General features: G+C 65.2%; 19 protein-coding genes. 9 read left to right on the top strand and 10 right to left on the bottom strand.

From position 1 onward, the window contains the following. The first annotated feature begins 14 nt into the window (after window positions 1-14). The 4 genes from araD1 (at window position 15) to G7016_RS17135 (ending at window position 2,848) form a co-directional block, all read left to right on the top strand. Complete coding sequence (gene araD1, locus G7016_RS17150; RefSeq protein WP_181116833.1) at window positions 15-1,007, top strand: AraD1 family protein; 993 nt, start codon at window positions 15-17, stop codon at window positions 1,005-1,007. Between the two features lie 63 nt (window positions 1,008-1,070). After that, on the top strand, window positions 1,071-1,343 hold the full coding sequence (locus G7016_RS17145; protein ID WP_181116831.1) for a DUF5629 family protein: 273 nt from the start codon (window positions 1,071-1,073) through the stop codon (window positions 1,341-1,343). A gap of 63 nt (window positions 1,344-1,406) precedes the next feature. Beyond that, on the top strand, window positions 1,407-2,567 hold the full coding sequence (locus tag G7016_RS17140; RefSeq protein ID WP_181116829.1) for a lactonase family protein: 1,161 nt from the start codon (window positions 1,407-1,409) through the stop codon (window positions 2,565-2,567). A gap of 95 nt (window positions 2,568-2,662) precedes the next feature. Beyond that, window positions 2,663-2,848, top strand: a complete 186-nt coding sequence (locus G7016_RS17135; RefSeq protein WP_181116827.1) for a hypothetical protein — start codon at window positions 2,663-2,665, stop codon at window positions 2,846-2,848. A 217-nt stretch (window positions 2,849-3,065) separates the two neighbouring features. On the opposite strand, the gene G7016_RS17130 is transcribed toward G7016_RS17135, so the two are convergent. The 9 genes from G7016_RS17130 to moaA form a co-directional block, all read right to left on the bottom strand. Further along, window positions 3,066-6,698: an AAA family ATPase gene (locus tag G7016_RS17130; protein WP_181116824.1), complete on the bottom strand. Its 3,633-nt coding sequence runs from the start codon at window positions 6,696-6,698 to the stop codon at window positions 3,066-3,068. After that, window positions 6,695-7,927 (bottom strand): exonuclease SbcCD subunit D C-terminal domain-containing protein, encoded by a 1,233-nt coding sequence (locus G7016_RS17125; protein WP_181116822.1) that lies wholly within the window; start codon window positions 7,925-7,927, stop codon window positions 6,695-6,697. The genes G7016_RS17130 and G7016_RS17125 overlap by 4 nt, the downstream gene beginning before the upstream one ends. A gap of 14 nt (window positions 7,928-7,941) precedes the next feature. Further along, window positions 7,942-9,555, bottom strand: a complete 1,614-nt coding sequence (locus G7016_RS17120) for a BatD family protein (RefSeq protein WP_181116820.1) — start codon at window positions 9,553-9,555, stop codon at window positions 7,942-7,944. A 2-nt stretch (window positions 9,556-9,557) separates the two neighbouring features. Further along, window positions 9,558-11,279, bottom strand: a complete 1,722-nt coding sequence (locus G7016_RS17115; RefSeq protein ID WP_181116818.1) for a VWA domain-containing protein — start codon at window positions 11,277-11,279, stop codon at window positions 9,558-9,560. Then, window positions 11,276-12,337: a vWA domain-containing protein gene (locus tag G7016_RS17110; RefSeq protein ID WP_181116816.1), complete on the bottom strand. Its 1,062-nt coding sequence runs from the start codon at window positions 12,335-12,337 to the stop codon at window positions 11,276-11,278. Before G7016_RS17110 ends, G7016_RS17115 begins: the two co-directional genes overlap by 4 nt. Continuing rightward, window positions 12,330-12,842 carry a DUF4381 domain-containing protein gene (locus G7016_RS17105; protein WP_181116814.1) on the bottom strand — a complete coding sequence of 171 codons (513 nt, stop codon included), beginning with the start codon at window positions 12,840-12,842 and terminating at the stop codon, window positions 12,330-12,332. The genes G7016_RS17110 and G7016_RS17105 overlap by 8 nt, the downstream gene beginning before the upstream one ends. Then, window positions 12,839-13,804 (bottom strand): DUF58 domain-containing protein, encoded by a 966-nt coding sequence (locus G7016_RS17100; RefSeq protein ID WP_181116812.1) that lies wholly within the window; start codon window positions 13,802-13,804, stop codon window positions 12,839-12,841. The genes G7016_RS17105 and G7016_RS17100 overlap by 4 nt, the downstream gene beginning before the upstream one ends. A gap of 8 nt (window positions 13,805-13,812) precedes the next feature. Then, a complete protein-coding gene (locus G7016_RS17095; RefSeq protein ID WP_181116810.1) occupies window positions 13,813-14,772 on the bottom strand; it encodes an AAA family ATPase in 960 nt (319 codons plus the stop codon). A gap of 130 nt (window positions 14,773-14,902) precedes the next feature. Continuing rightward, on the bottom strand, window positions 14,903-15,901 hold the full coding sequence (gene moaA / locus G7016_RS17090; protein ID WP_181116808.1) for a GTP 3',8-cyclase MoaA: 999 nt from the start codon (window positions 15,899-15,901) through the stop codon (window positions 14,903-14,905). 311 nt (window positions 15,902-16,212) lie between these two features. Here moaA and tpx point away from each other — a divergent pair, with 311 nt between their 5' ends. The 5 genes from tpx to G7016_RS17065 all read left to right on the top strand — a co-directional run bounded on the left by tpx (window position 16,213) and on the right by G7016_RS17065 (window position 25,920). Then, window positions 16,213-16,713, top strand: coding sequence for a thiol peroxidase (gene tpx / locus G7016_RS17085; RefSeq protein ID WP_181116805.1), 501 nt, complete (start codon window positions 16,213-16,215; stop codon window positions 16,711-16,713). Between the two features lie 165 nt (window positions 16,714-16,878). After that, the gene (locus tag G7016_RS17080; protein ID WP_181116803.1) at window positions 16,879-18,177 is read left to right on the top strand and encodes an MdtA/MuxA family multidrug efflux RND transporter periplasmic adaptor subunit; all 1,299 of its coding nucleotides are present in this window, start codon (window positions 16,879-16,881) and stop codon (window positions 18,175-18,177) included. After that, window positions 18,174-21,362: an efflux RND transporter permease subunit gene (locus G7016_RS17075; protein WP_181116800.1), complete on the top strand. Its 3,189-nt coding sequence runs from the start codon at window positions 18,174-18,176 to the stop codon at window positions 21,360-21,362. The genes G7016_RS17080 and G7016_RS17075 overlap by 4 nt, the downstream gene beginning before the upstream one ends. Next, a complete protein-coding gene (locus tag G7016_RS17070) occupies window positions 21,359-24,466 on the top strand; it encodes an efflux RND transporter permease subunit (protein ID WP_181116797.1) in 3,108 nt (1,035 codons plus the stop codon). Before G7016_RS17075 ends, G7016_RS17070 begins: the two co-directional genes overlap by 4 nt. Continuing rightward, window positions 24,463-25,920 carry an efflux transporter outer membrane subunit gene (locus G7016_RS17065; RefSeq protein WP_181116794.1) on the top strand — a complete coding sequence of 486 codons (1,458 nt, stop codon included), beginning with the start codon at window positions 24,463-24,465 and terminating at the stop codon, window positions 25,918-25,920. The genes G7016_RS17070 and G7016_RS17065 overlap by 4 nt, the downstream gene beginning before the upstream one ends. A 63-nt stretch (window positions 25,921-25,983) precedes the next feature. Here the strand turns inward: G7016_RS17065 and G7016_RS17060 are convergent, their stop codons facing one another. Continuing rightward, window positions 25,984-26,316 (bottom strand): hypothetical protein, encoded by a 333-nt coding sequence (locus G7016_RS17060; RefSeq protein WP_181116791.1) that lies wholly within the window; start codon window positions 26,314-26,316, stop codon window positions 25,984-25,986. Window positions 26,317-26,338: the final 22 nt, after the last annotated feature.

The following is a 26,338-nucleotide window of genomic DNA, read 5'->3' as shown; positions in this document are numbered from 1 at the left end:
AGAGAGAGACCGCTATGCGCTTAGTACAATTGCAAACCGCCGCCGGTAACCGCCACGTTGGTGTAGTAGAAGGCGACCAGGTACAGATCCTGGCAGACGTGGAGTCCACCCGTGAGCTGGCCCTGCGCGCCATCGCCGAGGGCCGTAGCCTGGCGGCCCAGGCTGAACTCTGCGGCCGGGGTGAGCGCCTGAGCTACCGGCAACTGCTGGATGAGCAACGCATTCTGTCCCCGCTGGACCATCCCGATACTGCGCATGTGCTGGTCACCGGCACTGGGCTAACCCACCTGGGCAGCGCTTCCACGCGGGACAAGATGCATCAGCAGGCCAACGATGAAGCCGCTATCACCGACAGCATGAAGGTGTTCAAGTGGGGTGTGGAAGGGGGCAAGCCGCCGGCAGGGCAGGCGGGCGTGCAGCCGGAGTGGTTCTATAAGGGAGACGGCAGCATCCTGGTGCGCCCGGGCGGGTCATTCCCGCTGCCGCCGTTCGCCGAAGACGCCGGCGAAGAGCCCGAGCTTGCCGGGTTGTATGTCATCGGGCCGGATCACCGCCCGTATCGCCTGGGCTATGCGTTGGGCAACGAGTTTTCCGACCATGTGATGGAGCGCAAGAACTACCTGTACCTGGCCCACTCCAAGCTGCGCGCTTGCGCCTTTGGCCCTGAGTTGCGAGTAGGGCCGCTGCCCGAGCACTTGGCCGGCACCAGCCGCATTCGCCGCGATGGCGAGGTGCTGTGGGAGAAGGAGTTTCTCAGCGGTGCGGCCAACATGTGCCATAGTTTCGAGAACCTGGAATACCACCACTTCAAGTACGCGCAGTTCCTGCGGCCCGGGGATGTGCATGTGCACTTCTTCGGCACGGCCACGCTGTCGTTCGCCGATGGCATCAAGGCGCAGCCGGGTGACCATTTCGAGATCAGCCTGGACGCCTTCGGCGAGCCGCTGGTGAACGGTATCGCACCCGCCGAAGCGGTATTCCAGCCTGGGGGCGTGCAGGTTTTGTAAGCGCCATACGCCGCGCTCGCGCCGCAAGGGTAGAATGCGCCCTCTACCTTTGCGGAGCCCCCCATGACCCTCTCCCTCGCCGAAGCGCTCGACAGCGCCGACATGCTTATCATCGACGACCTGTACGCCTTCGAATTCGACCTGGGCGACAACGGCCTCAGCATCATCACCATGGATGGGCGAACGGAACGGCGCTGGCATTTCAGCCTCGAAGCCTTGGCCAGCGCAACCTTCGTGGCAGAAATCGACCAGTGGGAAATTATCGGATCCGATGCTGATCATCGGCTACGCTTGCTGGAAGCCTTCTCTGCCGAAGAAGATGACGACCAGGAATAAGCAACAGGCAGTCTGGGGTTCAACTTTTGCGCGCGGTCACGGTCTTCCAACGAGGATTCATTCATGCTGCGAGTGCTGATGTCGCTTACCCTTGCCGGAGCCGCCACCCTTGGCTCCTCCCTTGCCAGTGCAACCACCTACGACCTTCTGGTCGGCACCTACACCCAGGCCAGCAGCCAGGGCCTTTACCGCCTGCGCTTCGATAGCCAGAGCGGCCAGATCGCCAGCGAGCCGGTGCAGGTGATCAAAACCGATAACCCCTCTTGGCTGGCCTTGAACAAAGCCCAGACCCTGCTATTCGTGGCCAATGAGAACGGCCCCGGGCAGAAGGACCCGGTCGGGAAGGTGAGCAGTTACCGCATCGACCCTGCTACCCATGAGATCACCCTGGTCAACCAGGTGGAAACCAAGGGTGACGAGCCTACCCATGCGAGCTTGAGCGAAGACGAGCAATTCCTCTTCATCTCCAACTATGCGGTGCAACCCGATCCGGGCGGGAGCCTGGCGGTGCTGCCGATCAAGGAGGACGGCAGCCTGGGTGAGGTGATCCAGCAGTTCAAGAACGCCCCCAGCCGGGTGAACGCCGAGCGCCAGGCCAGCGGCCACGTGCACTCGGTGGTGGGCAACCGGGGCTACCTGTACGCCAGCGATCTGGGCGCGGACAAAGTGTTCATCTACCGCTTCCAAGGCAACGCCCAGGCGCCGCTCAATCCGGCCAGCCCGGCTTCGGTCGCCTTGCCGCCAGGCAGCGGCCCCCGTCATTTGCTGTTCGATGCCAGCGGCGAGCATGCCTGGCTTACCCTGGAAATGCCGGCCCAAGTGGCCAGCTTCCAATGGCGCGCCGGCAACCTGGTGCGCACCCAGGTGCTGGACCTGGCGCCTGGCCAACAGCCGGCCACCGGCGCAGGCGGAGGGTTGCACTTGTCGCCCGATGGCAAGTTCCTCTACGTGGCCAACCGCGGCGCGGTGAACGAACTGGTGGTGTATGCGGTGGACCGTGAAGGCGGGCTCAAGCTCGTGCAGCGGCGCTCCATCGAAGGGGATCACCCGCGTGAGTTCACGCTGGACCCCACCGGCCGGTTTGTGTTGATCGCCAACCAGAAGAGCAACGAGATCGTGGTGATGGAGCGCGACGCGAAGACCGGCATGCTGCAGCGCACGGTTCAGCACTATCGGCAGGATTCACCGTCCGATCTGAAGTTTCTCGCACCGCTGCATCAATAGCGGTAATACCCGATAACGGCGCAATGAATTTCTGCCGCCACGCTCCGGGGCGTAAGTTGACCTCACAGTCACTCACGTCCCGGAGGAACGCCATCATGAACTTCAATCTGTTTTCCGTTATCGCTGCATCCGCCATTTCCGCCTCGGTAGCCTTGCCTGCCGGCGCCACGGTTGCGGACGACAAGACCAGCCGTTCGAGCCAGAGCTACACTCAGCACTACCTGCAAAAGAGCGCCAGCTTCTACGCGGCACTGAACCACAAGATCGCTGACGAACATTGATCTGAACCCGGAGAACGCGCCATGGCCAAGGCCATTCTGATGTCCGCCCGCCAAGGCGCCTGCTTCGCCCTGGCCAGTTACAGCGCGGTGGTGGTCGCGGCGCTGATTGCCAGCCAGTTGGTGTAATACCACACCAACTGCTGGGCCCCACAGTGAGTAGGCGAAGCCTGCGAACCGGTTCAAAGCCATTCCCGGGCCCCGCTAATGCCCCAGGCCCTCAAGGCACCACCGCCACCTCGCTCAAGCCATTGCCATGCCGCCGTACCTGGATCTGCACCGGGATGCGTTCGTGCATCTCCTGTACATGGGAGATCACCGCCACCTTGCGGCCTTGTGCCTGGAGGTTGTCCAGCGCATCCATGGCCAGTTGCAGGGATTCGGGGTCGAGGCTGCCGAAGCCTTCGTCGATGAACAGCGATTCGATCCGCAGTGTGCTCGACGCCATGGACGCCAGCCCCAGCGCCAACGCCAGGGAAACGAGGAAGGTTTCGCCGCCGCTCAATGAGTGCACCGAGCGCACCTCATCGCCCATTTCGGTATCCACCACCAGCAAGCCCAATGCACTGCCGCCACGCTTGAGCCGGTAACGCCGCACCAACTGCAGCAGTTGGGCATTGGCGTGGCGGATCAGCAGGTCGAGGTTGTAGGCCTGGGCGATCTTGCGCAGGCGATCGCCTTCAGCGGAGCCGATCAGCGCCGAGAGGCGGCCCCAACGGCGGTATTCGGCCTGTGCAGCCTCCAATTGTGCGGCCAGGGCTTCGCGGGCCTGGCGCCGGCGGTCGTCTTCCAGCTGGGCGGCGCGCAGCTCGGCGCAGGCCTGTTCCTGGCGCTCGCATTCGGCTGTTATCGTCGCCAACGCGACGGCCAGGGCTTGGGCATCCAACGCATCGGCGCTGGCCTGCGCTACATGCGCCTCTAATCGCTGTTCCCGTTCCTGCAGCAATACTTGTGCATTTTCGACAGCGCTTTGGGCTTCACGCAGGCGAGCGCGTAGTTGCTCCACTTCCTCCGGCGAAACGGCCAGCAAACGCTGCAACGCCGGGTCATCCAGGGTAGGGCAGGTGGTGCGCCAACCCAGCAGCGATGCCCCCAACTCCGCCAGCTCTGCCTCTACGGCGGCTTGCTGGTCAAGCAAGGCCTGTTGGCGGGCTTGCGCAGCGAGCACTTCACTGCCAGCACGTTGCAACGCCTGGGCCGCCTCGGCATGCCGGATGCGCGCGGCCTCAACCGCTTGCTCCAGCACGGTTTGCCAAGCCTGGGCACTGGCATGGGCGCCAAGGCGCTCGGCCAAGCCGACGCGCAGTTGCTCGCGCCGCGCCTGCAAGCCTTGCAAGCCGTCGCGCAGCGCTTCCAGTTGCTGGGCAAGCCCCTGCTGCTGGGCCTCGCACACTTGAATCTGCTGCTGCCGCTGGCCCTGAGCCAACGCCTGCGCGTGTTGCTGCTCCAGCAATCCGAGGCGTTCGGCGAGGCTGGCTTCCAATGCCGCAACCGCCTTCGCCGGTCCGGTACGCAGGTCCTTCAGCACGCCGTCGGGCAGCAACCCCGTGAACGCCTCAAGTTCTTCATCGAAACGCGCCTGCTCCCGCGTACGCTGGTCGTGCGCGGCCTGCGCCGCGCGCTCGGCTTCCTCGGCGGCTTGCTGGGCGGCACGCAGTTCGTTCTGCTGTTGAGTGGCCTGAGCCTGGGCGGCCAGTAACGCCTTGAGCTGGTTTTCGTCCGTGCCGATCTGCTCGCGCAGCCGGGCCAGCCCATCGCTCAGCCAAGCCTGACGCCCAGCCGCCGGCACCGCCAGCAAGGCATCATGCCGGGGCAGGGCCTTGAGTGCATCCAGCAGCGTAGTGTTGTGACCCTCACCGTGCTGCTGCTGTTCGTGCAGGGCTTTTTGCTGCTCCATCAGGCCGCGCACCTCGGCCCGCAACTCAGCCAGGCGATCGGCCAGGGCCTTTACCTTGTCTTGCGCCGCTTGCATGTCCGCCAGGTCCTGGGCTTCCAGCGTTTCAAGCACGCTGTCAGCACTGGCGCCGTGGCTCGGGTGCTCGGCGCTGCCACACACGGGGCAGGGCGCACCGGGGATCAACCCCGCCTTGAGCCGCGCCAGGTGCTGGCGTTCCAGCAGTTGCACCGTCACGTCCAGCGCCTGGCTGGCGGCCTGATGCTCGGTGCTGACCGCCTTGCCTTCAGTGGTGCGCTGCTCGCGCTGCTGGGCCAGGCGATGCTGTTGCGCGGCCAGTTCGCTCAGGCGCTCTTGCACTTCAGCGCAGCGTCGCCACTGGCCTTCCAGTGCGCCGAGATCCTCCAGTGCCGTCCGGTTGTCGCGGATCAGTTCGCTCAGCAGTTGCAGGCGTTCGCCAAGGTCGTCGGTGGCGCCCAGGCGGGCCTGCAGGTCATCGAGCAAGGCCTGCGCCGACGCCCGTGCCTGCCCGGCAACCCGCGCGGCCTCCTGGAAGGGCGGCAGCTGGCCGTCCAGTCGGCTGACGCGGCTGGCCACTTCCACCAGCTGTTGCAGCCGTGGCTGATACCCTTGCCAGGCATCCGCCAGCCGGGCCAGTTCGGTGCTCTGCTCCAGCCGCGCCCCGATGGCCTGCTGCACATCGGCGGCTTGCCTCTGGGCCTGGGCCAGGGTGGCTAGCGTTTGCTCGCCTTCGAGGTGCTGTCGTTCGAGCTGAGCCTGCCGCGCCTGTTGAGGGGCCAGGTCCTGTTCAAGATGATGCAGTGCGGCCTGCTGGTCGAACGCTTCGCGCAGCGCAGGTGTGGCTTCGCCGTGGCTCGCCAGCGCTGCCTGCAAGTGACTATCGGCGGCTTCAAGCTCAGCCTGCGCTTGGGTAGACGCCTGTTGGGCGTAGTCAAGCAAACCGGCAGCTTCGGTACAGGCGGGGCCGAGGGTGGCGAGTTGAGTTGTGAGCCGGGCCTGGCGTTCAAGCAACGCTCGCTGTGGCGCCAAGGCATCAAGGTGGGCAAGGTCCTGGCGGTCATCGCTCAGCTGATCCCAGCGAAGTCGGGCCTGCGCGAGCGCGTCTGCCGCTGCCGCCCGCTCGGCGGTCAACCGCTCACGCGCCTGATAGTGCTCATGCTGGGCTTCGCGTTCGCGGCGCTGGCCCTGGGATTGCAACAGCCCCTGGCGGGCTTCGTCGAGGCGTGCATCGAGCGCCAGGCGCTCTGCTTCGCCCATCGCCGAGAACGCACCTTCCTGCGCCTGCAGCGCTTCAAGCTGTTGTCGCGCAGCGCGGGCCTTGTCGTACGCACGGCGGCCAAGGCGGCTATACACCGCGGTGTCGGTGAGCTTTTCCAGCAGTTCGCTGCGCTCGTTGTCATCGGCTTTGAGGAAGGCGCTGAACTCGCTCTGGGCCAGCAACACCGCGCGGGTGAACTGCTCGAAATTCAGGCCCAGCCGTGATTCAAGAAGAGGCCGGTATTCACCTTTCTGGGTTGCTAGCAGGCGATCGCTGTCCAGGTCCAGCAGGGTCTGGCGGCTGGGTTGCAGCTTGCCGCCGGCTTTTTCCCTGGCGCGGTTGGCCTCCCAGCGCGCCCGATAGCGCACGCCGTCCACGCCGATGAAATCGACCTCCGCAAAGCCCGCGCCGGCCCCCCGGCGCAGCAGGTTACGTGGGTCGCCGGTGGCGATATCGCCGTCCACGTCCGGCACCTTGGTGTCCCGGCCGGTGTCGCCCAGGCGCGGCACGCTGCCGAATAAAGCGAGGCACAGGGCGTCGAGCAGTGTGCTTTTACCCGCCCCGGTGGGGCCTGTGATAGCGAACAGGCCAGCACTGGCCAGTGGCTCGATGGTGAAGTCCAGTTCTACCGGGCCCGCCAGGCTGGCCAGGTTCTTCAGGCGGATCGCCAGGATTTTCATGGCTGTTCCTCCAGTTCATCTTCCTGCATCAGCAGCAGAAAATCGCCAAGGGTAGCCTCGTCTACGGCGCTGCCGTACTGCTCCTCCCATGCGCGGCTGAACACCTGCTCGGGCCTAAGCTGCTCCAGGTGCTGCAGGGCGGCGGTGTCTTCGCGGCTTCCGGTGCCCAGGTACTCCACAGCGATGCGCACCAGCCGCGCAGCCTTGCCGGCCAGGGCCGTTTCGATACGGGTGCGCAGTTCCGGCTGGGGCTCGTCAAGCTGCACCCGCACCTCCAGCCAGGGGTGCTGCACAACGCTGGCAAGCAGGTCCGGCAGGGGCAGCGCTTCCAGTTTGGCGATCACTTCGTCCAGGCGCGCCGGGCCTACGCGCAACAGCTCAACCGCACGCGGCACGCGGTGGGGAAGCACCTGCGTGAGCTGCTCGCCCTCGAAATCCACTTGCAATATCTGGTGGGGATAGTCCACTTCAGAGAACGACAGCGGAATGGGCGAGCCGCTGTAGCGCAGGCGCTGTTCACCGTTCACCTGTTGCGGTTTGTGCAAGTGCCCCAGGGCCACGTAGCCCACGCTGTCGTCGAACAGGCTGGCGGGCAGCGCTTCGGCGGTGCCGATCACCAGGCTGCGCTCGGAATCGAGTGACACCGCGCCACCTGCCATGTGGGCATGGCTGATCGCGATCAGCGGCTGGCCAGGCTGCCGCCGCTGGTTGGCGGCAGCGATCAACCGCTGATGAACCTGGGCGATACCCCCCAGGTAATCCTCCCCCAGGTGCGGCCCGGTCACTTCGGCGGGCCGCAGGAACGGCAGCGCGAGGCACCATGCAGCAGTGGCACCGCTGGCATCGCTGAGTGGTATCAGCAGGCGTTCACAATCCAGGTTGCCGTCGTCCAGCCACAGCACGCGGCCCAGTGCATGGGTGCGCAAGCGGCGCATCAGCGGGGCGGGCAGTTCGATGCGTGAACCGGAGTCGTGGTTGCCGGCGATCATCACGATGGTGAGCGAAGGCAAGGCTTCGTGGGCGTTGACGATGAAGTCGTACAGGCGCTCCTGCGCTTTGAGCGGGGGGTTGACCGTGTCGAAGATGTCCCCGGCGATCAGCAGGGCATCCGGGGCCAGCGCTACGATGCGCGCCAGCAGCCAGGTGAGGAACGCCTGATGTTCATGGTCACGGTCCTGGCCGTGAAGGCTTTGGCCAAGGTGCCAGTCGGAGGTGTGCAACACGCGCATGGGGAGTCTCGAAACTATTTGGGGTAAAGCGGCGGAAGGTTTTCTTCCGCCCCGGGGACGTGGCGGCTGTTTGCCGGGATGGCGCTGACCGCCTGCCACAGGCGTGCCCCTTGCCAGTAACGACCGGCTTCGCTGTACAGCGCGCCGTTGAGGCCATCCAGGGCGTCCGACAACGGCGGGTACCGTTCGGCCAGTTGGGCCAGGGTTTCCGGTTGCTGGCGGGCCCAGGCATCCAGCGCCTGGCGAGACGCTTGCGGGTCGTTGTTGCCACAGGCGCGCCGAAGGTCGTCCAGCAGGCTGCGGGGGCTGGGCCCTACAGCGGCCAGCCGGGCCACTGCAGGCTGCGAGCGCGCACGCCACCATAGGCCGAAGCCCAACAGGCTGGTGCACAACAATACCCCCGTGGCCGCCTGCCAGGGCCATAGCAGGCGAGGCAGGGGGGCGGCCGCCGCGGGCTTGTCCGCCACGGGCATGGTGGCGCGCTCGGTCACCTGCAGGGTGCGGGCCGGCAGGCTGGTACGCTCCAGGTGGTCTTCACGGGTGTTCCACCACACCACTTCCACCGGCGGCAGCTCCGTATCGCCCGCCCGCACCGGCACCAGCGCTTCACGCTCCTGGCGGCTGCCGACCAGGCCGCGCTCGGTGCCCTGGTCGTTGAGCTGGGGTTGGTCGGGGTAGCGGCGAATACCCGGTAGCTCCGCGCTGGGCAACGGTGGTAGCTGCGCGCCTGAAAGCCCCTCGGCGCGAAGGGTGAGGGTGCGGGTGAGTGAATCGCCGACCCGGGCTTGCTCGGGTGCCGGGTTCCAGCTTTCGGTGACGGTCAGGCTGCGTGCCGGTAGCCAGGTGGCGTCCGCCGGATACACCGCAGGCTTGCCCATAACGCTTATGGTGATCTGCGCAGAGCGCACGCGAAGCTGCGCGCCCGCCCTGGGCTTGCCGGTATCGTCGGTTTCCACCGAGGTAGCGGTGAACAGCAGCGCGGGCAGGATGAGCTGGCCGCTGCGTTGGGGGTAAATCGCATAGCGTGTTTCGATCACCCCATGGCGCACGCCATTGATGACCTTCTCGTAGGTGCGTCGATTACCCAGGGGTTCGACGATCGCATCGGCCAGCTGTGGTGTGGCGAAGGTGCTGTCGTCGTAGAGGGCAACAGAGTGGTATACCCGGAGCGTAAGGATCACCTGCGCCTGCACGTACACCTGGTCCTGGTCCAGCCGCGCCTCGATGAACACCGGCTCGGCGGTGGCGGCGATCGGGGTGTCGGCGTCCAGCACCTGAAGCACAATCGGCTGGCTGCGCAACTCGCCCAGGCTCAAGCCAGGGAGGGTGAGGGTACCGCTTTGGCGAGCCACCAGCGTGATGATCCAGCGGGTGCTGGCGCCACGGTCATCCGCGAGGCTGGCCGGCTGGTTCACCTGGCGCACATCGCCCACGTCGAATTGCGCTTGCAGTGGCGTGGTATCCGGCCGGCCGAACAGGGTCACGTCATTGGTCTGCAGGGTGAGCTCGAAAGACTCGCCCACTGCCAGGCGAGTTCGATCGACACTGGCCACCAGCACGCTCGCCGACGCCCCAAGGGGCAGCAATGCGATCAAGCTGCAGAATAGAAAGGCACAGAGCCGACTCATCGTTATTGTTCCTGCCGTTGTTGCTGTTCGTACCAGAATTTTCGCCGCAGCAATTCTGACGGATCGTCGGGGATCTGTCGCAGCCATTGCTCCAGGGATTCCCGCGCCTCGTCCTCGGGGTAGTCCCCAGTACTGGCCAGGCTGCTGGTGCCTTTGGGTGGGGTATCGCTTTCGCCCGTTCCGCCACTGGTTGCCATAGTCGCCTGGCCAGCCGTATCTGGCCCTGGCGGGGCGGTGGGCGGCGCCTTGGGATCGCTGGGGTTGGCCTGGCTTTGACCGGAGGTCGCCTCGCCTTGGGAAGGCGAGGCTTGGGCCGCGGAGCTTTCGGTGGGCGGGGCGGCGGCCTTGCGGGCATCCAGCAGCGCCTTCACCAAGGTTTGGTTACTGCGCGCGGCGGTCAAGGCGGGTTGGCGCTCCAGCGCCTGCTCGTAGGCTTCCACCGCGGCATCCAGTTCGCCCGCCAGGGCCAGCGCATTGGCGCGGTTGTAATGGTCGGCCGCGCTGTCACCCTGGGCAAACTGCTTGGCCGCTTCGGCATATTGGCCGGCGCGGTACAGGGCTACACCCCGCCAGCGAAAGTCGCTGAACCGTTGGGCGGCCAGTGCAGGTTGCCCCTGCGCCAGCAGCCGTTGGCCCTGCTGATCCGGCCGCCACCACAGGTCGGCCAGGCTGAAGGCGTAGGCGGGAGTTGGCAGTCCGCCGAGGCACAGCCATAGCGGCAGGCACAGCAGCCAGCCACGGCGCCCGGCCAGGGCGGCAATGGCCAGCAATGGCAGCAACAGCCAGTACCCTTGGTCGGCCCAACGGTCCAGTGGGTGCGCTGGGCCGTCATCGGCAGCCATCGGCGTATGAGGCGCGTCGAACAGGCCGAGGGCCCGCAGGTCATGATTGTCCAGGCGAGCGGTTTCATAGCGGCCGTGGCCATGGCTCGCGGCCGCCGCAAGGGCGGGTATATCCAGGCGTGGCAATGCGATCCCGCCGTCATCACCCTTGAGCAGTTCACCGTTCTCCAACGCCACAGGGGCCCCTTCAGGGCTGCCGACGCCGAGCACCAGCAACGGCGGTGCGCGCCGGCCGAGCCAGTGGTCTATCCCCTGCAGTTCCTGCTCGGTGAGGCTGGAGGTTATCAATAGCAAGCGGCCGGAGCCTTGGCCGGCCTGTGCCAGAAGGTCCAGGCCCTGACGCACGGCCAGGTCGGCGCGTTGGCCGGGCTCTGGCATCAGAGAGGGTTTGAGTGCCGCCAGCAGGTTGCTACTGGTGGCTTGGTCGTTGGACAGCGGCACCAGTGTGTGTGCGCTGCCGGCATACACCACGATCGCGGTTTGCGCGTCGGCCCGATGCTGCAACAGGTCGAGGATCTTGCGCCGGGCCTGGCCGAGGCGGTCCGGCGACGCATCGCGGGCAAGCATGTGCGGCGTGAGTTCAAGGAGGATCACCAGCGGGTCGTCTGGCCGCTGGCTGATCTGTTGCTCACGCTCCCAGCCAGGGCCCGCCAGCGCCAGCCCGGCCAGCGCCGCGGCCAGGCCCAGCAATACCCGTGGTGTTCGCTCGCGGCGGCCGCTCGGGCTTCCGCGCAGCAACGTACCGTGGAAGGCGCGCGGTAACAACGCCTGCCAGCGGCCGCTGCGTCGGCGGCGCAGCCACAAGGCCCAGCACAGCCAGGCCAGTACCGGCCAGGCGGCAAGCCAGCCCGGGCGTGCCCAGTGTGGCCACCATTCAATCATGAGCGCTGCCTCCAACGCCCAACCCGGCTGCGCCAGGCGGCAGGCAGGCGTAGCGATCGCAGCCAGGCGTAGCGGCGCAGCAATGGCAACAAGCGCTGGCAGACCATCAATGCCACCAGCACCACAGCCGCCGCCAGGGGCCACTGATACAGCTCATCGACCGGGCGCACACGGGTCGGCTGCTGATTCACCGGTTCGAGTCGGTCCAGCGCCTCGCCGATCCCTTGCAGGTCGCGGCCGTCCCGCGCCCGGAAGTATTCTCCAGCAGTCGCGCTGGCGATCGCCTGCAGCGCGGTTTCGTCCAGGTCGCTGGTCGGGTTCAGCCCCAGAGCAGCGTTCGCCGCTGTCGCTTGCGGGTCGGCGCCGATGCCGATGGTGTGAATCCGCACCTGCTCGCTAGCGGCCAGGCGCGCGGCGACCAACGGCTGGATGTGCCCACCGTTGTTGGCGCCGTCGGTCACCAGGATCAGCACCCGGCTGTCTGCCGGGCGCAGGCGCAGGCGTTTGACCGCCAGGCCGATAGCGTCGCCGATCGCGGTGGTTTGCCCGGCGATCCCCACTTGCGCGTCGTCCAGCCAGGTGCGCACGGTATGCCGGTCGAAGGTGAGTGGCGCTTGTACGTAGGCCCGGCTGCCAAACAGGATAAGACCTACCCGGTCACCCTCGCGGGTTTCCAGGAAATCCCCCAGCAAGTGCTTCACCAGGGCTAGCCGGCTTACGTTTTCGCCCTGCCACTGCATGTCCGGGTAATCCATGGAGCCCGACACGTCCACCGCCACCAGCAGGTCGCGGCCGCTGGCAGGCAGTGGCAGTGGCGGGCCCAGCCACTGCGGGCGGGCGGTCGCCAGCAGCAACAGCCCCCACACCAAAGCGTAAGGCAGTTGCTGGCGCCAGCCAGGCAGGCCGCGGCTCGCACGGCGCCGGCTGAGGCTGGCAAGGTCATCGAGAAAGCCTACCTGCAACACCTGTTCCCCGCTGTCGGCGGGCGGCAAGGCCCGGCGCAGCAGCCAGGGCAGGGGGGCGAGCAGAAAGATCAGCGGCCAGGCGAACTCAAGCATGTTTGCGAATCCAGATTTCAACCGCCTGATACAACCCGTTGATGGCTTTGTCGTCGAGTTTGCACTCGGGCCGGTACACCCCTTCTACCAGGATCATCCAGCGCGTAAGCCCCGCGGCGGGGCAACGGTTGTCCAGGAACGCCAGCCATTTACGGCCGTTGAGGGTATGGCTGTGGGCCCCGGGGTAATGGTTGCGGCACACACGCTTGAGCAGGGCGTTGAGTTGCTGCAGCCAGGCACCGGCTGGCGCACCGTCGTAAGGGCGGGGCATGAGTGCCAGTTCGGCCAATGCTTCGAGGCGTACCGGGTCCACGGCGTTATCGGCCGCAGGCACGGGCACCTCCAAAGGGGGCTCTTCGGGCAAGGGTTGCCTGCGCCAGTACCACAGCGCCGTGATTGCCGCCGCCACCAGCAGCGCCGCCAACCCCCACCAGCCTGCGGCCAGCGGCCAGGCGCCAACGGCCGGCGGTTCGATCAACGGCTGCAGCCGTGCCAACGGGTTCATTGTACGGGGCTCGCCACGGGCTGCATGCCGGGCCGGGGCCTGGCGATGGTGTACTCGCGTAGCTGGTCCACGGCGTCGGCGCGGGTGCTCAACGGCAGTACCAGCAAACCCAGCTTCTGCCCAAGGCGTTCCCAGCGTGCCTGGCGTGCCTCGGCCAGTGCCTGATAATCGCGCCGCAGCTGCGCGTCGCTGGTGTCGATTTCCAGGTGCGCTTCACCCAGGCCGAACTGCAGCAGCCCAGCGGCCGGCAGTGCGTGGTCCATGGGGTCGCTGATGGGCAGCAGCAGCAGGTCGCAATGCCGTGCCAGCAGGGTCAATTGCTGCTCGGCGGCATCGCTCAGGGCGCGTTCATCACAGATCACGATCGCCAGGCTGCCGGGGCGCAATACTTCCCGCGCCCGGCGAAGCGCGATGCCCAGCGGGTCCGCGGCCGGGGCGCTGTCAGTGGTCAGTGCGGCGTTTACCCGGGCCAGGCGGTCGAGCAGTTGCAGCAGGCTTTGCTTGCTGCGCCGGGGTTTGATCTCGTAGTGCTCAAGGTCGCCGAATACCAACCCGCCGATGCGGTCGTTGTGTTCCAGCGTGGCCCAGCCAAACAGCGCTGCCACCCGCGCCGCGACGGTGGATTTGAACGCACTGGCCGAACCGAAGAACAATTGCCGGCTTTGCTCCACCAGGATGAAGATCGGCCGTTCCCGCTCTTCATGGAAGAGCTTGGTGTGGGGCTCCTGGGTGCGCGCTGTTACCCGCCAGTCGATGTTACGTACGTCGTCCCCAGCCTGGTACACGCGCACCTGATCGAAATCCACGCCGCGCCCACGCAACTTGGAGTGGTGCAGGCCGATCAACGGGCTGCGCTGGCCGGGCTTGGAAAACAGCTGCACCTCGCGCACCCGATGGCGCATCTCGATCAGTTCGGCGAGGGTAACGGTGATGCCTGGTGCGGCCCGTGGGTGGCTGTTCATGGTCTGGCTCAGGCCACCGCGACCACGTCGAGAATTCGCTGAATAACGCGATCCTGATCCACCCCGGCGGCCTCCGCTTCGAAGGAAAGGATGATGCGATGACGCAACACGTCGAAGATTATCGCCTGGAGGTCTTCGGGGCTGACGAAGTCGCGCCCGGCCAGCCAGGCATGGGCCCGGGCGCAGCGGTCGAGGGAAATCGAGCCCCGCGGGCTGGCGCCATACGTCAGCCATTCGGCGAGTTCGGCGTCGTACTTTGCCGGGGTACGGGTAGCCATCACCAACTGCACCAGGTACTCCTCCACCGCGTCGGCCATGTACAGGCCGAGAATTTCCTTGCGCGCGGCAAAGATCGCCTGCTGGCTTACCCGGCGTTCAGGTTTGGTTTCGCCATTTAGGGCTTCGCCACGGGCCTGCTGGAGAATTCGCCGTTCCACCGATGCGTCGGGGAAGCCGATTTTCACATGCATCAGGAACCGGTCCAGCTGCGCCTCGGGAAGGGGATAGGTACCCTCTTGCTCAATGGGGTTCTGCGTGGCCATCACCAGAAACAGCGGCGAAAGGTCGTAAGTGCTGCGGCCAACACTCACCTGGCGTTCAGCCATGGCTTCAAGCAGCGCCGATTGCACCTTGGCCGGTGCCCGGTTGATTTCGTCGGCCAGTACCAGGTTGTGGAAAATCGGCCCTTGCTGGAACACGAAGCTGCCGGTTTCCGGGCGATAGATCTCGGTACCAGTGATGTCGGCAGGCAGCAGGTCAGGGGTGAACTGGATGCGATGGAACTGGGCTTCCACCCCTTCGGCCAACTCCTTGATGGCTTTGGTCTTGGCCAGCCCCGGCGCGCCCTCCACCAGCATGTGGCCGTCGGCAAGCAGCACGATCAGCAAGCGATCGATGAGTTTGTCCTGGCCGAGGATCTGGGTAGAGAGAAAGGTGCGCAGCGCGATCAGCGCTTCACGATGTTCCATCGGTGGGTTCCTGAATGGCCTTGAGGCGGCTGGCATGGAAAGCGGGCACCCGGCGGGGTGTCGAGGGCCATCATTTTAATGCAGCCGGGCCTTAAAGGATATTCCGTTGCGCTTGCCCGCCCCGCTGGGCTCAACCGCCGGTCATGTTCATGAAGCGCACCACCTGCACATCATCATTGAGCTTGAACTCGTGGCGCAGCGGCTTCAGCGCCATGCCCTCCACAATGGCCCGTTCCAGCCGCTCGGGCTGGCCAGGGTTGGCGCGCAGCACGGCCTTGAGGTCTACCGCGTGCTCGTTGCCCAGGCACAGCAAAAGCCGCCCCTCGACGGTAAGCCGCACCCGGTTGCAGGTGGCGCAGAAGTTATGGCTGTGCGGCGAGATGAAGCCTATACGGCTGTTCGGCGCCTCGGCCACCCGCCAATAGCGCGACGGGCCGTGAGTGGTGTCTGTGGCGGGCATGAGGGTAAAGCGTTCGCCGATACGGGCGCGCACGTCGTCGCTGGAAAAGAAAGCCTCGGCACGGCTGTGCTCGGTGATGGTGCCCAAGGGCATTTCTTCGATGAAGCTGATATCCAGGCCGCGGTCGATGGCGAACTGCACGAGGTTGTTGATCTCATGATCGTTGCGGCCTTTCATTACCACGCAATTGAGCTTGGTATGGGTAAAGCCCGCTGCGTTGGCCGCATCAATGCCGTTGATCACCTGCGCCAGGTCGCCGGTGCGTGTGAGCTCGCGGAAGCGTTCGGGATCGAGGCTGTCCAGGCTGATGTTCAGCCGGCTCAGACCTGCGTCACGCAGTGGCTGGGCGAGCCGGCCAAGCTGTGAACCATTGCTGGTCATGCACAGTTCCTGCAGGCCGGGGAGGGCGGCGATCTTCGCGCACAGCTCCACGATGCCCGCGCGCACCAGCGGCTCGCCACCGGTGAGGCGAATCTTGCGGGTACCCAGCGCCACGAAGGCGCGGGCCATCTCGTGGAGCTCTTCAAGGGTGAGAATGCGCTGGCGCGGCAGGAACTGCATGTCTTCGGCCATGCAGTACACGCAACGGAAGTCACAGCGATCCGTGACCGACATCCGCAGGTAGTCGACCCTTCTGGCAAAACTGTCGGTGAGGTACCGCTGCGCCATCTGCGCCTCGCTTGGAAAGTGTGCCGCCTGGCCACGGCCTCGGGAATCAGCTACGGCCTGCACCCCTACAGGGTACGCCAGGCCAACCGAAACAGCATCCCTTGCACGAACAGGTTACGACCCGGAGGGGCGAGCGTCTAATTGCTGGTTGCAATGGGCTGATAGACCGCCTTGATGGGCGGGGGTTCTGTCCGAAGCGGCGCAGGTGTACCCGGGCTGTCAGATCCGGCTACATTCCGGCGATGGTGGTACCCGGCTATTCATGGTTAACTCGCCGCTTCCCATCCACCTCCTATAGAAGGAAACAGTCCATGGCTCAAGTGACCCTCAAGGGCAACCCGGTCCGTGTCGACGGCCAGCTTCCCGAGGCCGGCAGCCAGGCGCCGGCATTCTCTCTGGTTGCCGGGGACCTCAGCGACAAATCCCTTGCCGACTTCGCTGGCAAGCGCAAGGTGCTGAACATCTTCCCAAGCGTCGACACGCCCACCTGCGCCACTTCCGTGCGCAAGTTCAACGAGCAGGCCAGCACCCTGGAAAACACCGCGGTACTGTGCATTTCCGCCGACCTGCCGTTCGCCCAGGCACGTTTCTGCGGTGCCGAAGGCCTGAGCAATGTGGTTAACCTGTCCACCCTGCGCGGCCGTGAGTTCATCGAAGCCTACGGCGTAGCCATTGCCGAAGGCCCGCTCAAGGGCCTTACCGCGCGCGCCGTGGTGGTGCTCGACGAGCAGGACAAAGTCCTGCACAGCGAACTGGTCCCGGAAATCGGCCAGGAGCCGAACTACGAGGCAGCGCTGGCTGTTCTGAAGTAAGCCCTCCGGCGGCGCGGCCTGTTCGCCGCGTCGCCACCGCCTGCCATTACCTTGTACGGTTTGGTAACGTCTTGTTGCCAATACGTAAAAGACCGGTAAATGCGCTTTGCGAAACACGCCCAAGTGCTTATCGTTCAGCGTCCTGAAGGAAAGCTGAGCCGCACCATGGTAGATCGTTCGCAGCAAACACGTTCCCCTCTGATGAAACGCGCCTTGCTGGCGCTATTGCTGCTGGCGTTGGCTGGCGCCGCCCTGTGGTACTGGAATCACCGTCAGGCCCCGGCCGGGCAGGAGCAAGCCAAGGCCCAGGGCCATGCCCGCCGGCCAGGTGGCAACCCGATGCGCCCCGGTTTTGGCGGAGATGCGGCCGGGCCAACTCCCGTGCGGGTGGGCACGGTAACCGTGGGGGAGTTCCCGGTGTACCTCAAGGCCCTGGGCACGGTTACCGCGCTCAATACAGTAAACGTGCGTACCCGCGTAGCCGGTGAGCTGGTCAAGGTGAATTTCCAGGAAGGGCAGGCGGTGAAAGCCGGTGACCTGTTGGCGCAGATCGACCCCCGCAGCTACCGCATCGCCCTGCAGCAGGCCGAGGGCACGCTGGGAGAGAACCAGGCCCAACTTAAAAATGCCCAGGTGGACTTCAAGCGTTATCGGGACCTGTTCGCTCAGGACAGCATCGCCCGGCAAACCCTGGACACCCAGGAAGCGCTGGTGGCGCAATACCAGGCCACGGTAAAAACCAACACCGCGGCGGTGGAAGATGCTCGGCTGAACCTTCAATTCACCGATATTCGCGCGCCGCTGTCAGGCCGGGTAGGGCTGCGTCAGCTCGATGCCGGTAACCTGCTGGCCGCCAACGACAGCACCGCCGTGGCCGTGGTCACCCAGATGCAGCCGATCAGTATCGCCTTTACCCTGCCCGAAACCCAGATCGACCCCGTGCTTGCCCAGTACCGCAACGGGCAGAAGCTGAGCGTGGAGGCCTGGGACCGGGCCGACCGCGAGCTGGTGGCCAGTGGTGTGCTGGCCAGCCCGGACAACCAGATCGACACCTCTACCGGCACCCTGAAGTTCAAGGCCCGCTTCGACAACAAGGACGAACGGCTCTTCCCCAATCAGTTCGTGAACGTGCGGTTGCTGGTCAACACCCTGCACCAGGTGGTGCTGGCACCCAGCGCGGCAATCCAGTTCGGTACCGATGGTACCTTCGTGTACGTGCTGGAAGGGGAGAACAAGGTGCGGGTGCGCCAACTGAAGGTGGGCGCCAGCGATGGCAATTCCACGGTGATCGAAAGCGGGTTGGCCAAGGGCGACCGTATTGTGCTCGAAGGCACCGACCGGCTGCGCGACGGCAGTGAGGTGGAAGTGGTGAACGACAACCGCGCGTTGCCGACAAGCCCCGGGGAACACCTGCAAGGCACCACGCCGAGTGAAGCCGCTGGCCCGAGCAAGGCTGGCGCATGAACCTTTCTCGCCTGTTCATTCTCAGGCCCGTCGCTACCACCTTGAGCATGCTGGCGATCGTGCTGGCCGGGCTTATTGGCTGGCGGTTGATGCCCGTGTCCGCGTTGCCGCAGGTCGACTACCCCACCATCCGGGTGATGACCCTCTATCCCGGGGCCAGCCCGCAGGTGATGACCAGCGCGGTGACCGCCCCGCTGGAGCGCCAGTTCGGGCAGATGCCGGGGCTGGAGCAGATGGCATCCACCAGCTCGGGCGGCGCATCGGTCATTACCCTGCGCTTCAGCCTGGCGTTGGACATGGACGTGGCCGAGCAGGAAGTGCAGGCGGCAATCAACGCGGCGAACAACCTGCTGCCCAACGACCTGCCCGCGCCGCCGGTGTACAACAAGGTCAACCCTGCCGACACGCCGGTACTCACCATTGCCATCAGCTCACGCACCCTGCCATTGCCCAAGGTCAACGACCTGGTGGACACCCGCATGGCGCAGAAAATCGCCCAGATTGGCGGCGTGGGCATGGTGAGCATTGCCGGTGGCCAGCGCCACGCGGTGCGCATCAAGGTGAATCCGCAGGCGCTGGCGGCCGCTGGGCTCAGCCTGGCGGACGTGCGCACCCTCATCGGTGCGTCCAACGTGAACCAGCCCAAGGGCAACTTCGATGGGCCCACGCGAGTGTCCATGCTGGACGCCAATGACCAGCTGCGCTCGCCCGAGGAATACGCCAGCCTCATTCTGGCTTACAAGAACGGCGCGCCCTTGCGCTTGCGCGACGTGGCCGAAATCGCCGATGGCGCGGAAAACGAGCGCCTGGCGGCCTGGGCGAACCGCAACCAGGCGGTGTTGCTGAACATCCAGCGCCAGCCCGGCGCCAATGTGATTGACGTGGTAGACCGTATAAAAGCCGTGCTGCCTACCCTGACGGCGAGCATGCCGGCCGGGCTGGACGTGACCGTGCTCAGCGACCGCACCCAGACCATTCGCGCCTCGGTGCACGATGTGCAAACCGAGCTGCTGTTCGCCGTGGCGCTGGTAGTGCTGGTCACCTTCCTGTTCCTGCGCCGCTTGAGTGCGACCCTTATTCCCTCCATTACCGTGCCGCTGTCGCTGATCGGCACCTTTGGCGTGATGTACCTGGCGGGCTTCTCGGTCAACAACCTCACGCTGATGGCGCTTACCATCGCAACGGGGTTTGTGGTGGATGACGCCATCGTGATGCTGGAGAACATCGCCCGGCATATAGAGGAGGGCGAAACGCCCCTGCAGGCGGCCATCAAGGGCGCCAAGCAGATCGGTTTCACGCTCATTTCCCTCACGTTCTCGTTGATCGCCGTATTGATTCCCCTGTTGTTCATGGGGGATGTGGTTGGCCGGCTGTTCCGCGAGTTCGCTATCACCCTGGCCGTGGCCATTCTGATTTCGCTGGTGGTGTCGCTCACCCTCACGCCGATGATGTGCGCCCGCATGCTCAAACGCGAACCGCCGGAGGGTGAGCAGTCGCGCTTCTACCGCGCCAGTGGTGCGTGGCTGGATTGGCTGGTGGCCCGCTATTCCACCGGGCTTGCCTGGGTACTTCGGCACCAGCCGCTGACCCTGCTGGTCGCCGTGGCCACTTTGGCACTCACCGTGGTGCTGTACCTGATCGTGCCCAAGGGTTTCTTCCCTGTGCAAGACACGGGGTTCATCCAGGCGGTTTCCGAGGCACCCCAGGCGATATCCTTCCAGGCCATGAGCGAGCGCCAGCAGGCGCTGGCCGAGATCATCCTGCGCGACCCGGCAGTGCAGAGCCTGTCGTCCTATATCGGCGTGGACGGCGACAATGCCACGCTCAACAGTGGCCGCCTGTTGATCAACCTCAAGCCGCACGCCGAGCGTGACCTCAGCGCGGAACAGGTGATCGCCCGGCTTCAGCCGGAGGTGAACCGGCTGGTGGGGGTGCGGCTGTTCATGCAACCGGTGCAGGACCTCACCATCGAAGACCGGGTCAGCCGCACCCAGTACCAGTTCAGCCTGGCCTCGCCGGACGCCGAACTGCTGGCGGAGTGGACCGGTACCCTGGTGGATGCCTTGCGCGAGCGGCCGGAACTGAAAGATGTGGCCAGCGACCTTCAGGACAAGGGCCTGCAGGTGTACCTGGACATCGACCGCGACGCCGCCATGCGCCTGGGCGTGAAGGTGTCGGACATCACCAATGCTCTGTACGACGCTTTCGGCCAGCGGCAGATTTCCACTATCTATACCCAGGCCAACCAGTACCGGGTGGTGCTGCAATCGGCCGATGGCGGGCGAATCGGGCCGCAAGCGCTCGAACAGCTGTATGTGAAAGCGTCCTCGAGCACCAGCGCCAGCACCACTAGCGACATGCAGATGGCCAGCGGCACCGGCTCGTCGACAAACAGCACCACTGAAACCAGCACCGACACCACCGGTACCCAGGTGCGGCTGTCCAGCCTGGCGCGGATCGAGCAACGGCAGGCTCAGCTGGCGATCTCTCATTTGGGCCAGTTCCCGGCGGTCACGCTGTCATTCAACCTCGGCGACGGCGTATCCCTGGGCGAGGCGGTGCAGGTAATAGAGCAGGTGCAGCGCGACATCGGCATGCCGCTGGGCGTGCAAACCCAGTTCCAGGGCGCGGCCGCGGCGTTCCAGGCTTCGCTCTCCAGCACCTTGCTGCTGGTACTGGCAGCGGTGATCACCATGTACATCGTGCTGGGCGTGCTGTACGAGAGCTACATCCACCCGATCACTATCCTGTCCACCTTGCCCTCGGCGGCGGTGGGCGCGCTGCTGGCGTTGCTGTTGAGCGGCAAGGACCTGGGGATGATCGCGATCATCGGCATCATCCTGCTGATCGGCATCGTGAAAAAGAACGCCATCATGATGATCGACTTCGCGTTGGAGGCGGAGCGCGGGCGGGGCCTGGCACCGCAGGATGCGATCTTCGAAGCAGCCTTGCTGCGCTTCCGGCCCATCCTGATGACGACGCTGGCCGCGTTGTTTGGCGCAGTTCCGCTGATGTTCGCGACCGGTTCCGGCGCCGAACTGCGCCAGCCGTTGGGCCTGGTCATGGTAGGCGGGCTGTTGGTGAGCCAATTGCTTACCCTGTTTACCACCCCGGTGATCTACCTGTGGTTTGACCGCACCAGCCGACGCTTCACCCGCCGCGGCAGCACCGAGGTGCGTGCGTGAACCTCTCCGGCCCGTTCATCCGTCGCCCTGTGGCGACCTTGCTGCTCAGCCTGGCGATCATTCTGTTGGGCGGGGTGAGCTTCGGTCAGCTGGCGGTGGCTCCGCTGCCGCAGATGGATTTCCCGGTGATCGTGGTCAGCGCCAACCTTTCCGGCGCCAGCCCCGAGGTGATGGCCTCTTCGGTGGCCACGCCGCTGGAGCGAGCCTTCGGGGCGATCTCCGGGGTGACCAGCATGAACAGCCGCTCGAGCCAGGGGTCCACCCGGGTGATCCTGCAGTTCGAGCAAGGCCGCGACATCAACGGCGCTGCCCGGGACGTGCAGGCGGCGATCAACGCCTCGCGCAATCTGCTGCCCAGCGGCATGAAAAGCATGCCCACCTACAAAAAGATCAACCCCTCCCAGGCGCCGGTGATGGTGCTGGCGCTCACGTCCCCGGCATTGGAAAAAGGCCGCCTGTACGACCTGGCATCCACCATCCTGTCGCCGACGCTCGCCCAGGTGAGCGGGGTAGGGGAGGTGCAGATCGGGGGCAGCTCGCTGCCGGCGGTGCGGATCGAACTCGAGCCCGCGCGGTTGAACCAGTACGGCATTGCCCTGGACGACGTGCGCTCGGCCATCGACAATGCCAACGTGCGCCAGCCCAAAGGCTTCGTGGAAGACGCGGACCGCGCCTGGCAGGTGCAGGCCAACGATCAGCTGGAGCAGGCCAAGGACTATCGCCCCTTGGTGATCCGCCAGCAGGACGGCGCCATCCTGCGCCTGGGTGACGTGGCCCGGGTGAGCGACAGTGTGGAAGATCGCTACAACAGCGGCTTCTACAATCGCCAGGATGCGGTACTGCTGGTGATCAACCGCCAGGCGGGCGCGAATATCATCGAGACGGTGGAGGCGATCAAGTCGCACCTGCCGGCGTTACGCTCGCTGCTGCCCGCCAATGTGCAGCTGGATGTGGCCATGGACCGTACCACGGTGATCAAGGCCACCCTGCACGAAGCCGAGCGCACGCTGCTGATCGCGGTGGTGCTAGTGGTGCTGGTGGTGTTCCTGTTCCTGGCCAATGGCCGGGCAGCGCTTATCCCCACCCTGGCCGTGCCGGTGTCGCTGATCGGCACCTTCGCGGTGATGTACCTCTACGGCTTCTCGCTCAACAACTTGTCCCTGATGGCGCTTATCCTGGCTACAGGCTTGGTGGTGGACGATGCCATCGTGGTGCTGGAGAACATCTCCCGGCATATCGACGAAGGCGTGGCACCGCTGCGGGCGGCCTATCAGGGCGCCAAGGAAGTGGGGTTCACCCTGCTCGCGATGAACCTCTCGCTGGTAGCGGTGTTCCTGTCCATCCTGTTCATGGGCGGGATCATCGAGAACCTGTTCCGCGAATTTTCCATCACCCTCGCCGCGGCAGTGGTGGTGTCGCTGGTAGTGTCCCTCACCCTCACGCCCATGCTTTGCGCCCGCTGGCTGAAGCCGCGAGCACCAGGCCCGAAAAGCCGGTTGGAGCGCTGGAGCGAGGCTGCCAACGAGCGCTTGATGGCCGGCTATGGCCGAACCCTGGGCTGGGTATTGCGCCATCCTGTGCTCACACTGCTGTCGTTGCTGGCAACCATTGTGTTGAACGTGGCGTTGTACGTTGTAGTGCCCAAGACGTTCATGCCGCAGCAGGACACCGGCCAGTTGATGGGCTTCATCCGTGGCGACGACGGGCTGTCCTTCACAGTGATGCAACCCAAGATGCACCAGTTCCGCGACGCTATCCTGGCCGACCCTGCCGTGCTCAGTGTGGCCGCCACCCTGGGCGGAAATAACGGCACCAACAACGCCACCATCCTGGTGCGCCTCAAACCGTTGGCCGAGCGCAGGGTGTCGTCCCAGCAAGTGATAGAGCGCCTGCGGCATACGGTGCCGAAGATCCCTGGCGGGCGGTTGATGCTGTTCGCCGACCAGGACCTTCAATTCGGTGGTGCCAGGGACAACGCCAGCTCCCAATACCAATACATCATCCAGAGCGGCGACCTGGCCGTTTTGCGTGAATGGTTCCCCAAGGTGGTGACGCTGTTCCGCTCTCTGCCCGAGCTCACCGCCATCGACGCCCGGGATGGTGCCGGTACGGCGCAAGTGACGCTGGTGGTCGATCGCGACCAGGCCAAGCGCCTGGGGGTGGACATGAACACGGTGATGACCGTGCTGAACAATGCCTACAGCCAGCGGCAGATCTCCACGATTTACGACAGCCTCAACCAGTACCAGGTGGTGATGGAGATCGACCCGCGCTATGCCCAGGACCCGATCACCCTCGATCAGGTTCAGGTGATTACCAGCAGCGGCAAGCGGGTGCCGCTGGCTTCGATTGCGCGCTACGAGAACAGCCTGGCAGATGACAGCGTGAGCCACGATGGGCAGTTCGCGTCGGAGGCCATTTCGTTCGACCTTGCCGAAGGTGTACCGCTGGACCGCGCCACCGCCGCCATCGAGCGTGGTCTGGCCGGGCTGGGCATCCCCGATGAGTTGATCGTGAAAGCGGGCGGCAACGCCAATGCGTTCATGGACTCTCAAAAAAGCCAGCCGTGGATGATCCTTGGCGCGCTGGTAGGGGTGTATCTGATCCTGGGTATTTTGTACGAAAGCTATATCCACCCGCTGACCATTCTCTCGACGCTGCCGTCTGCAGGGGTAGGGGCATTGCTGGCGATCTATCTCACGGGTGGCGAATTCAGCCTGATCTCGTTGCTGGGCCTGTTCCTGCTTATTGGTGTGGTGAAAAAGAACGCCATCCTGATGATCGACCTGGCGTTGCAGCTGGAGCGCGAGCAGGCGCTGGCGCCGCTGGAATCGATCCGCCAGGCCTGCCTGCTGCGGCTGCGGCCGATCCTCATGACCACACTGGCGGCAGTTCTCGGGGCCTTGCCGTTGTTGCTGGGCAGCGGGGACGGCGCCGAAATGCGTCGGCCGCTGGGCCTTGCAATCATTGGCGGGCTGCTGCTGAGCCAGGTGCTTACCCTCTACACCACTCCTGTGGTTTATCTCGCCCTCGACCGTTTGCGCCACCGCTATAACCGCTGGCGCGGCGTGACCACCGACGCTGCCCTGGAAAGACCGCTATGACCGCACTTCCCACCGTTCAACCACGAGCCTTACCTTTGCGCCTGCTGGCCATTGCCTGCTGTGCTGGCTGGTTGGCTGGCTGCGCCGTGGGCCCGGACTATCAGCGGCCCAGCCTGCAAACGCCGGCCCAGTTCAAGCAGGCTGAAGGGTGGCGCCAGGCCGCGCCGGCTGACGATCAGGCACGCGGCGCATGGTGGGCTATCTACCAGGACCCGCAACTCGATGCGTTGGTGGCCACCCTCGATCGCAATAACCAGACGGTGGCCCAGTACGAGGCCCAGTATCGGCAAGCCCAGGCACTGGTGCGCAGCGCACGGGGCGCGTTCTATCCCAGCGTGGGCCTGAATGTGGGCAAAACCCGGGCAGCACAGGGCAGTGGTAGCAGCGGTTCGAGCCTGAGCAATGCCAGCAGCGGTATCCGTGATACCTATAACGCGCAGCTGGGGGTGAGCTGGGAGGCGGACCTGTGGGGCAAACTGCGCCGCGGGCTGGAAGCCGACACCGCCAATGCCGGCGCCAGCTTTGCCGACCTGGCCGCCATGCGCCTGAGCCTGCAGTCGGAACTGGTTCAGGACTACCTGCAGGTCCGCGTGCTGGACGAGCAGAAGCGCTTGCTGCAGGCCACCGTCGAAACCTATCAGCGCTCCCTCCAGCTTACCGAGAACCAATACCGCGCCGGGGTAGCGGGCAGTGATGCCATCGCCCAGGCGCGTACCCAGCTCAAGAGTACCCAGGCTGAACTGGTAGACCTGCAATGGCAGCGCGCGCAACTGGAAAACGCCATCGCGGTGCTGATGGGCCAGCCTCCCGCCGATTTCAGCCTGGCCGAAGTGGCTACGGTGCCAGCGCTGCCTGATATTCCCGTGGGCGTGCCTTCCCAGTGGCTGGAGCGGCGGCCGGACATCGCCTCCGCCGAGCGCACGGTGATCGCGGCCAATGCCCAGATCGGCGTAGCGAAGGCAGCGTATTACCCCGATTTCACCCTCAGCATGAGCGGGGGCTACAGCTCGAGCACGTCTTCAAACTGGCTAAGCCTGCCCAACCGCTATTGGTCAGTGGGGCCTGAGCTGGCCCTGACGTTGTTCGATGGAGGGCAGCGCTCCGCCGAAGTGGACCGCACCCAAGCCGCCTACGACCAGACCGTAGCCCAGTACCGGCAAACGGTGCTCGATGGCATGCGTGAAGTGGAGGATTACCTGAGCCAACTGAAGGTTTACGAGAACGAAGCGGTGCTACGGGACGAGGCATTGGCAGCCGCGCGGGACTCGCTGCGGTTGACCACCAACCAGTACAAGGCCGGGCTGATCGGTTACCTGGACGTGGTCACCGTACAGGCGACCGCGCTGAGCAACGAGCGCAGCGCGCTGAACCTGCTGCAAAGCCGGCTGCTGGCCAGCGTCAACCTGGTTGTGGCTTTGGGTGGTGGCTGGGACGGCGCTGTACCACCGCCATGAACCAGACATAAAAAACCGGCCGTTGCGCAAGGCTAACGGCCGGGCTGTCATAGCAGGTGAGGATTAGCCGCCCGAGCCACCGCCGCCCGAGCCGCCACCCGAACCACCGGCGCCGCTGCCGCCGCCACTGGACCCGCCACCGTCGCCTGCGCCACCACCGTCCGCGCCGCCGCCGGTACCGTTACTCATACCGCCGGTGCCAGTACCTGGGGTGCCCGGGGTACTCTGGCCCATGCCGCCGGCATCGCTGCCATTGCCGCCGCCAGTGGTAGACGGGTTGGTGGTGTTGCCGCTGTTGGGCGCCGTTGTTTTAGTGGATTCCGCCGCCAGCGCGCCCACTGAGGTGGCGCCCAGCACACCGGCCAATACCAGGCCGGTCAGTGTTCTTATGTTCATGGGTGAATCTCCGCAATTGTGG

Source organism: Pseudomonas japonica (assembly GCF_013522925.1).
Classification (GTDB): Bacteria; Pseudomonadota; Gammaproteobacteria; order Pseudomonadales; family Pseudomonadaceae; genus Aquipseudomonas; species Aquipseudomonas japonica_A.
Note: the sequence above shows the minus strand (reverse complement) of the source record. Positions and strands in the feature narration are given on the sequence as shown.

Excerpts from the sequence above, each read along its gene's own strand:
- araD1 (WP_181116833.1), top strand. The coding sequence starts at position 15 with ATGCGCTTAGTACAATTGCAAACCGCCGCCGGTAACCGCCACGTTGGT.
- G7016_RS17145 (WP_181116831.1), top strand. The coding sequence starts at position 1,071 with ATGACCCTCTCCCTCGCCGAAGCGCTCGACAGCGCCGACATGCTTATC.
- G7016_RS17140 (WP_181116829.1), top strand. The coding sequence starts at position 1,407 with ATGCTGCGAGTGCTGATGTCGCTTACCCTTGCCGGAGCCGCCACCCTT.
- G7016_RS17135 (WP_181116827.1), top strand. The coding sequence starts at position 2,663 with ATGAACTTCAATCTGTTTTCCGTTATCGCTGCATCCGCCATTTCCGCC.
- G7016_RS17130 (WP_181116824.1), bottom strand. The coding sequence starts at position 6,698 with ATGAAAATCCTGGCGATCCGCCTGAAGAACCTGGCCAGCCTGGCGGGC.
- G7016_RS17125 (WP_181116822.1), bottom strand. The coding sequence starts at position 7,927 with ATGCGCGTGTTGCACACCTCCGACTGGCACCTTGGCCAAAGCCTTCAC.
- G7016_RS17120 (WP_181116820.1), bottom strand. The coding sequence starts at position 9,555 with ATGAGTCGGCTCTGTGCCTTTCTATTCTGCAGCTTGATCGCATTGCTG.
- G7016_RS17115 (WP_181116818.1), bottom strand. The coding sequence starts at position 11,279 with ATGATTGAATGGTGGCCACACTGGGCACGCCCGGGCTGGCTTGCCGCC.
- G7016_RS17110 (WP_181116816.1), bottom strand. The coding sequence starts at position 12,337 with ATGCTTGAGTTCGCCTGGCCGCTGATCTTTCTGCTCGCCCCCCTGCCC.
- G7016_RS17105 (WP_181116814.1), bottom strand. The coding sequence starts at position 12,842 with ATGAACCCGTTGGCACGGCTGCAGCCGTTGATCGAACCGCCGGCCGTT.
- G7016_RS17100 (WP_181116812.1), bottom strand. The coding sequence starts at position 13,804 with ATGAACAGCCACCCACGGGCCGCACCAGGCATCACCGTTACCCTCGCC.
- G7016_RS17095 (WP_181116810.1), bottom strand. The coding sequence starts at position 14,772 with ATGGAACATCGTGAAGCGCTGATCGCGCTGCGCACCTTTCTCTCTACC.
- moaA (WP_181116808.1), bottom strand. The coding sequence starts at position 15,901 with ATGGCGCAGCGGTACCTCACCGACAGTTTTGCCAGAAGGGTCGACTAC.
- tpx (WP_181116805.1), top strand. The coding sequence starts at position 16,213 with ATGGCTCAAGTGACCCTCAAGGGCAACCCGGTCCGTGTCGACGGCCAG.
- G7016_RS17080 (WP_181116803.1), top strand. The coding sequence starts at position 16,879 with ATGGTAGATCGTTCGCAGCAAACACGTTCCCCTCTGATGAAACGCGCC.
- G7016_RS17075 (WP_181116800.1), top strand. The coding sequence starts at position 18,174 with ATGAACCTTTCTCGCCTGTTCATTCTCAGGCCCGTCGCTACCACCTTG.
- G7016_RS17065 (WP_181116794.1), top strand. The coding sequence starts at position 24,463 with ATGACCGCACTTCCCACCGTTCAACCACGAGCCTTACCTTTGCGCCTG.
- G7016_RS17060 (WP_181116791.1), bottom strand. The coding sequence starts at position 26,316 with ATGAACATAAGAACACTGACCGGCCTGGTATTGGCCGGTGTGCTGGGC.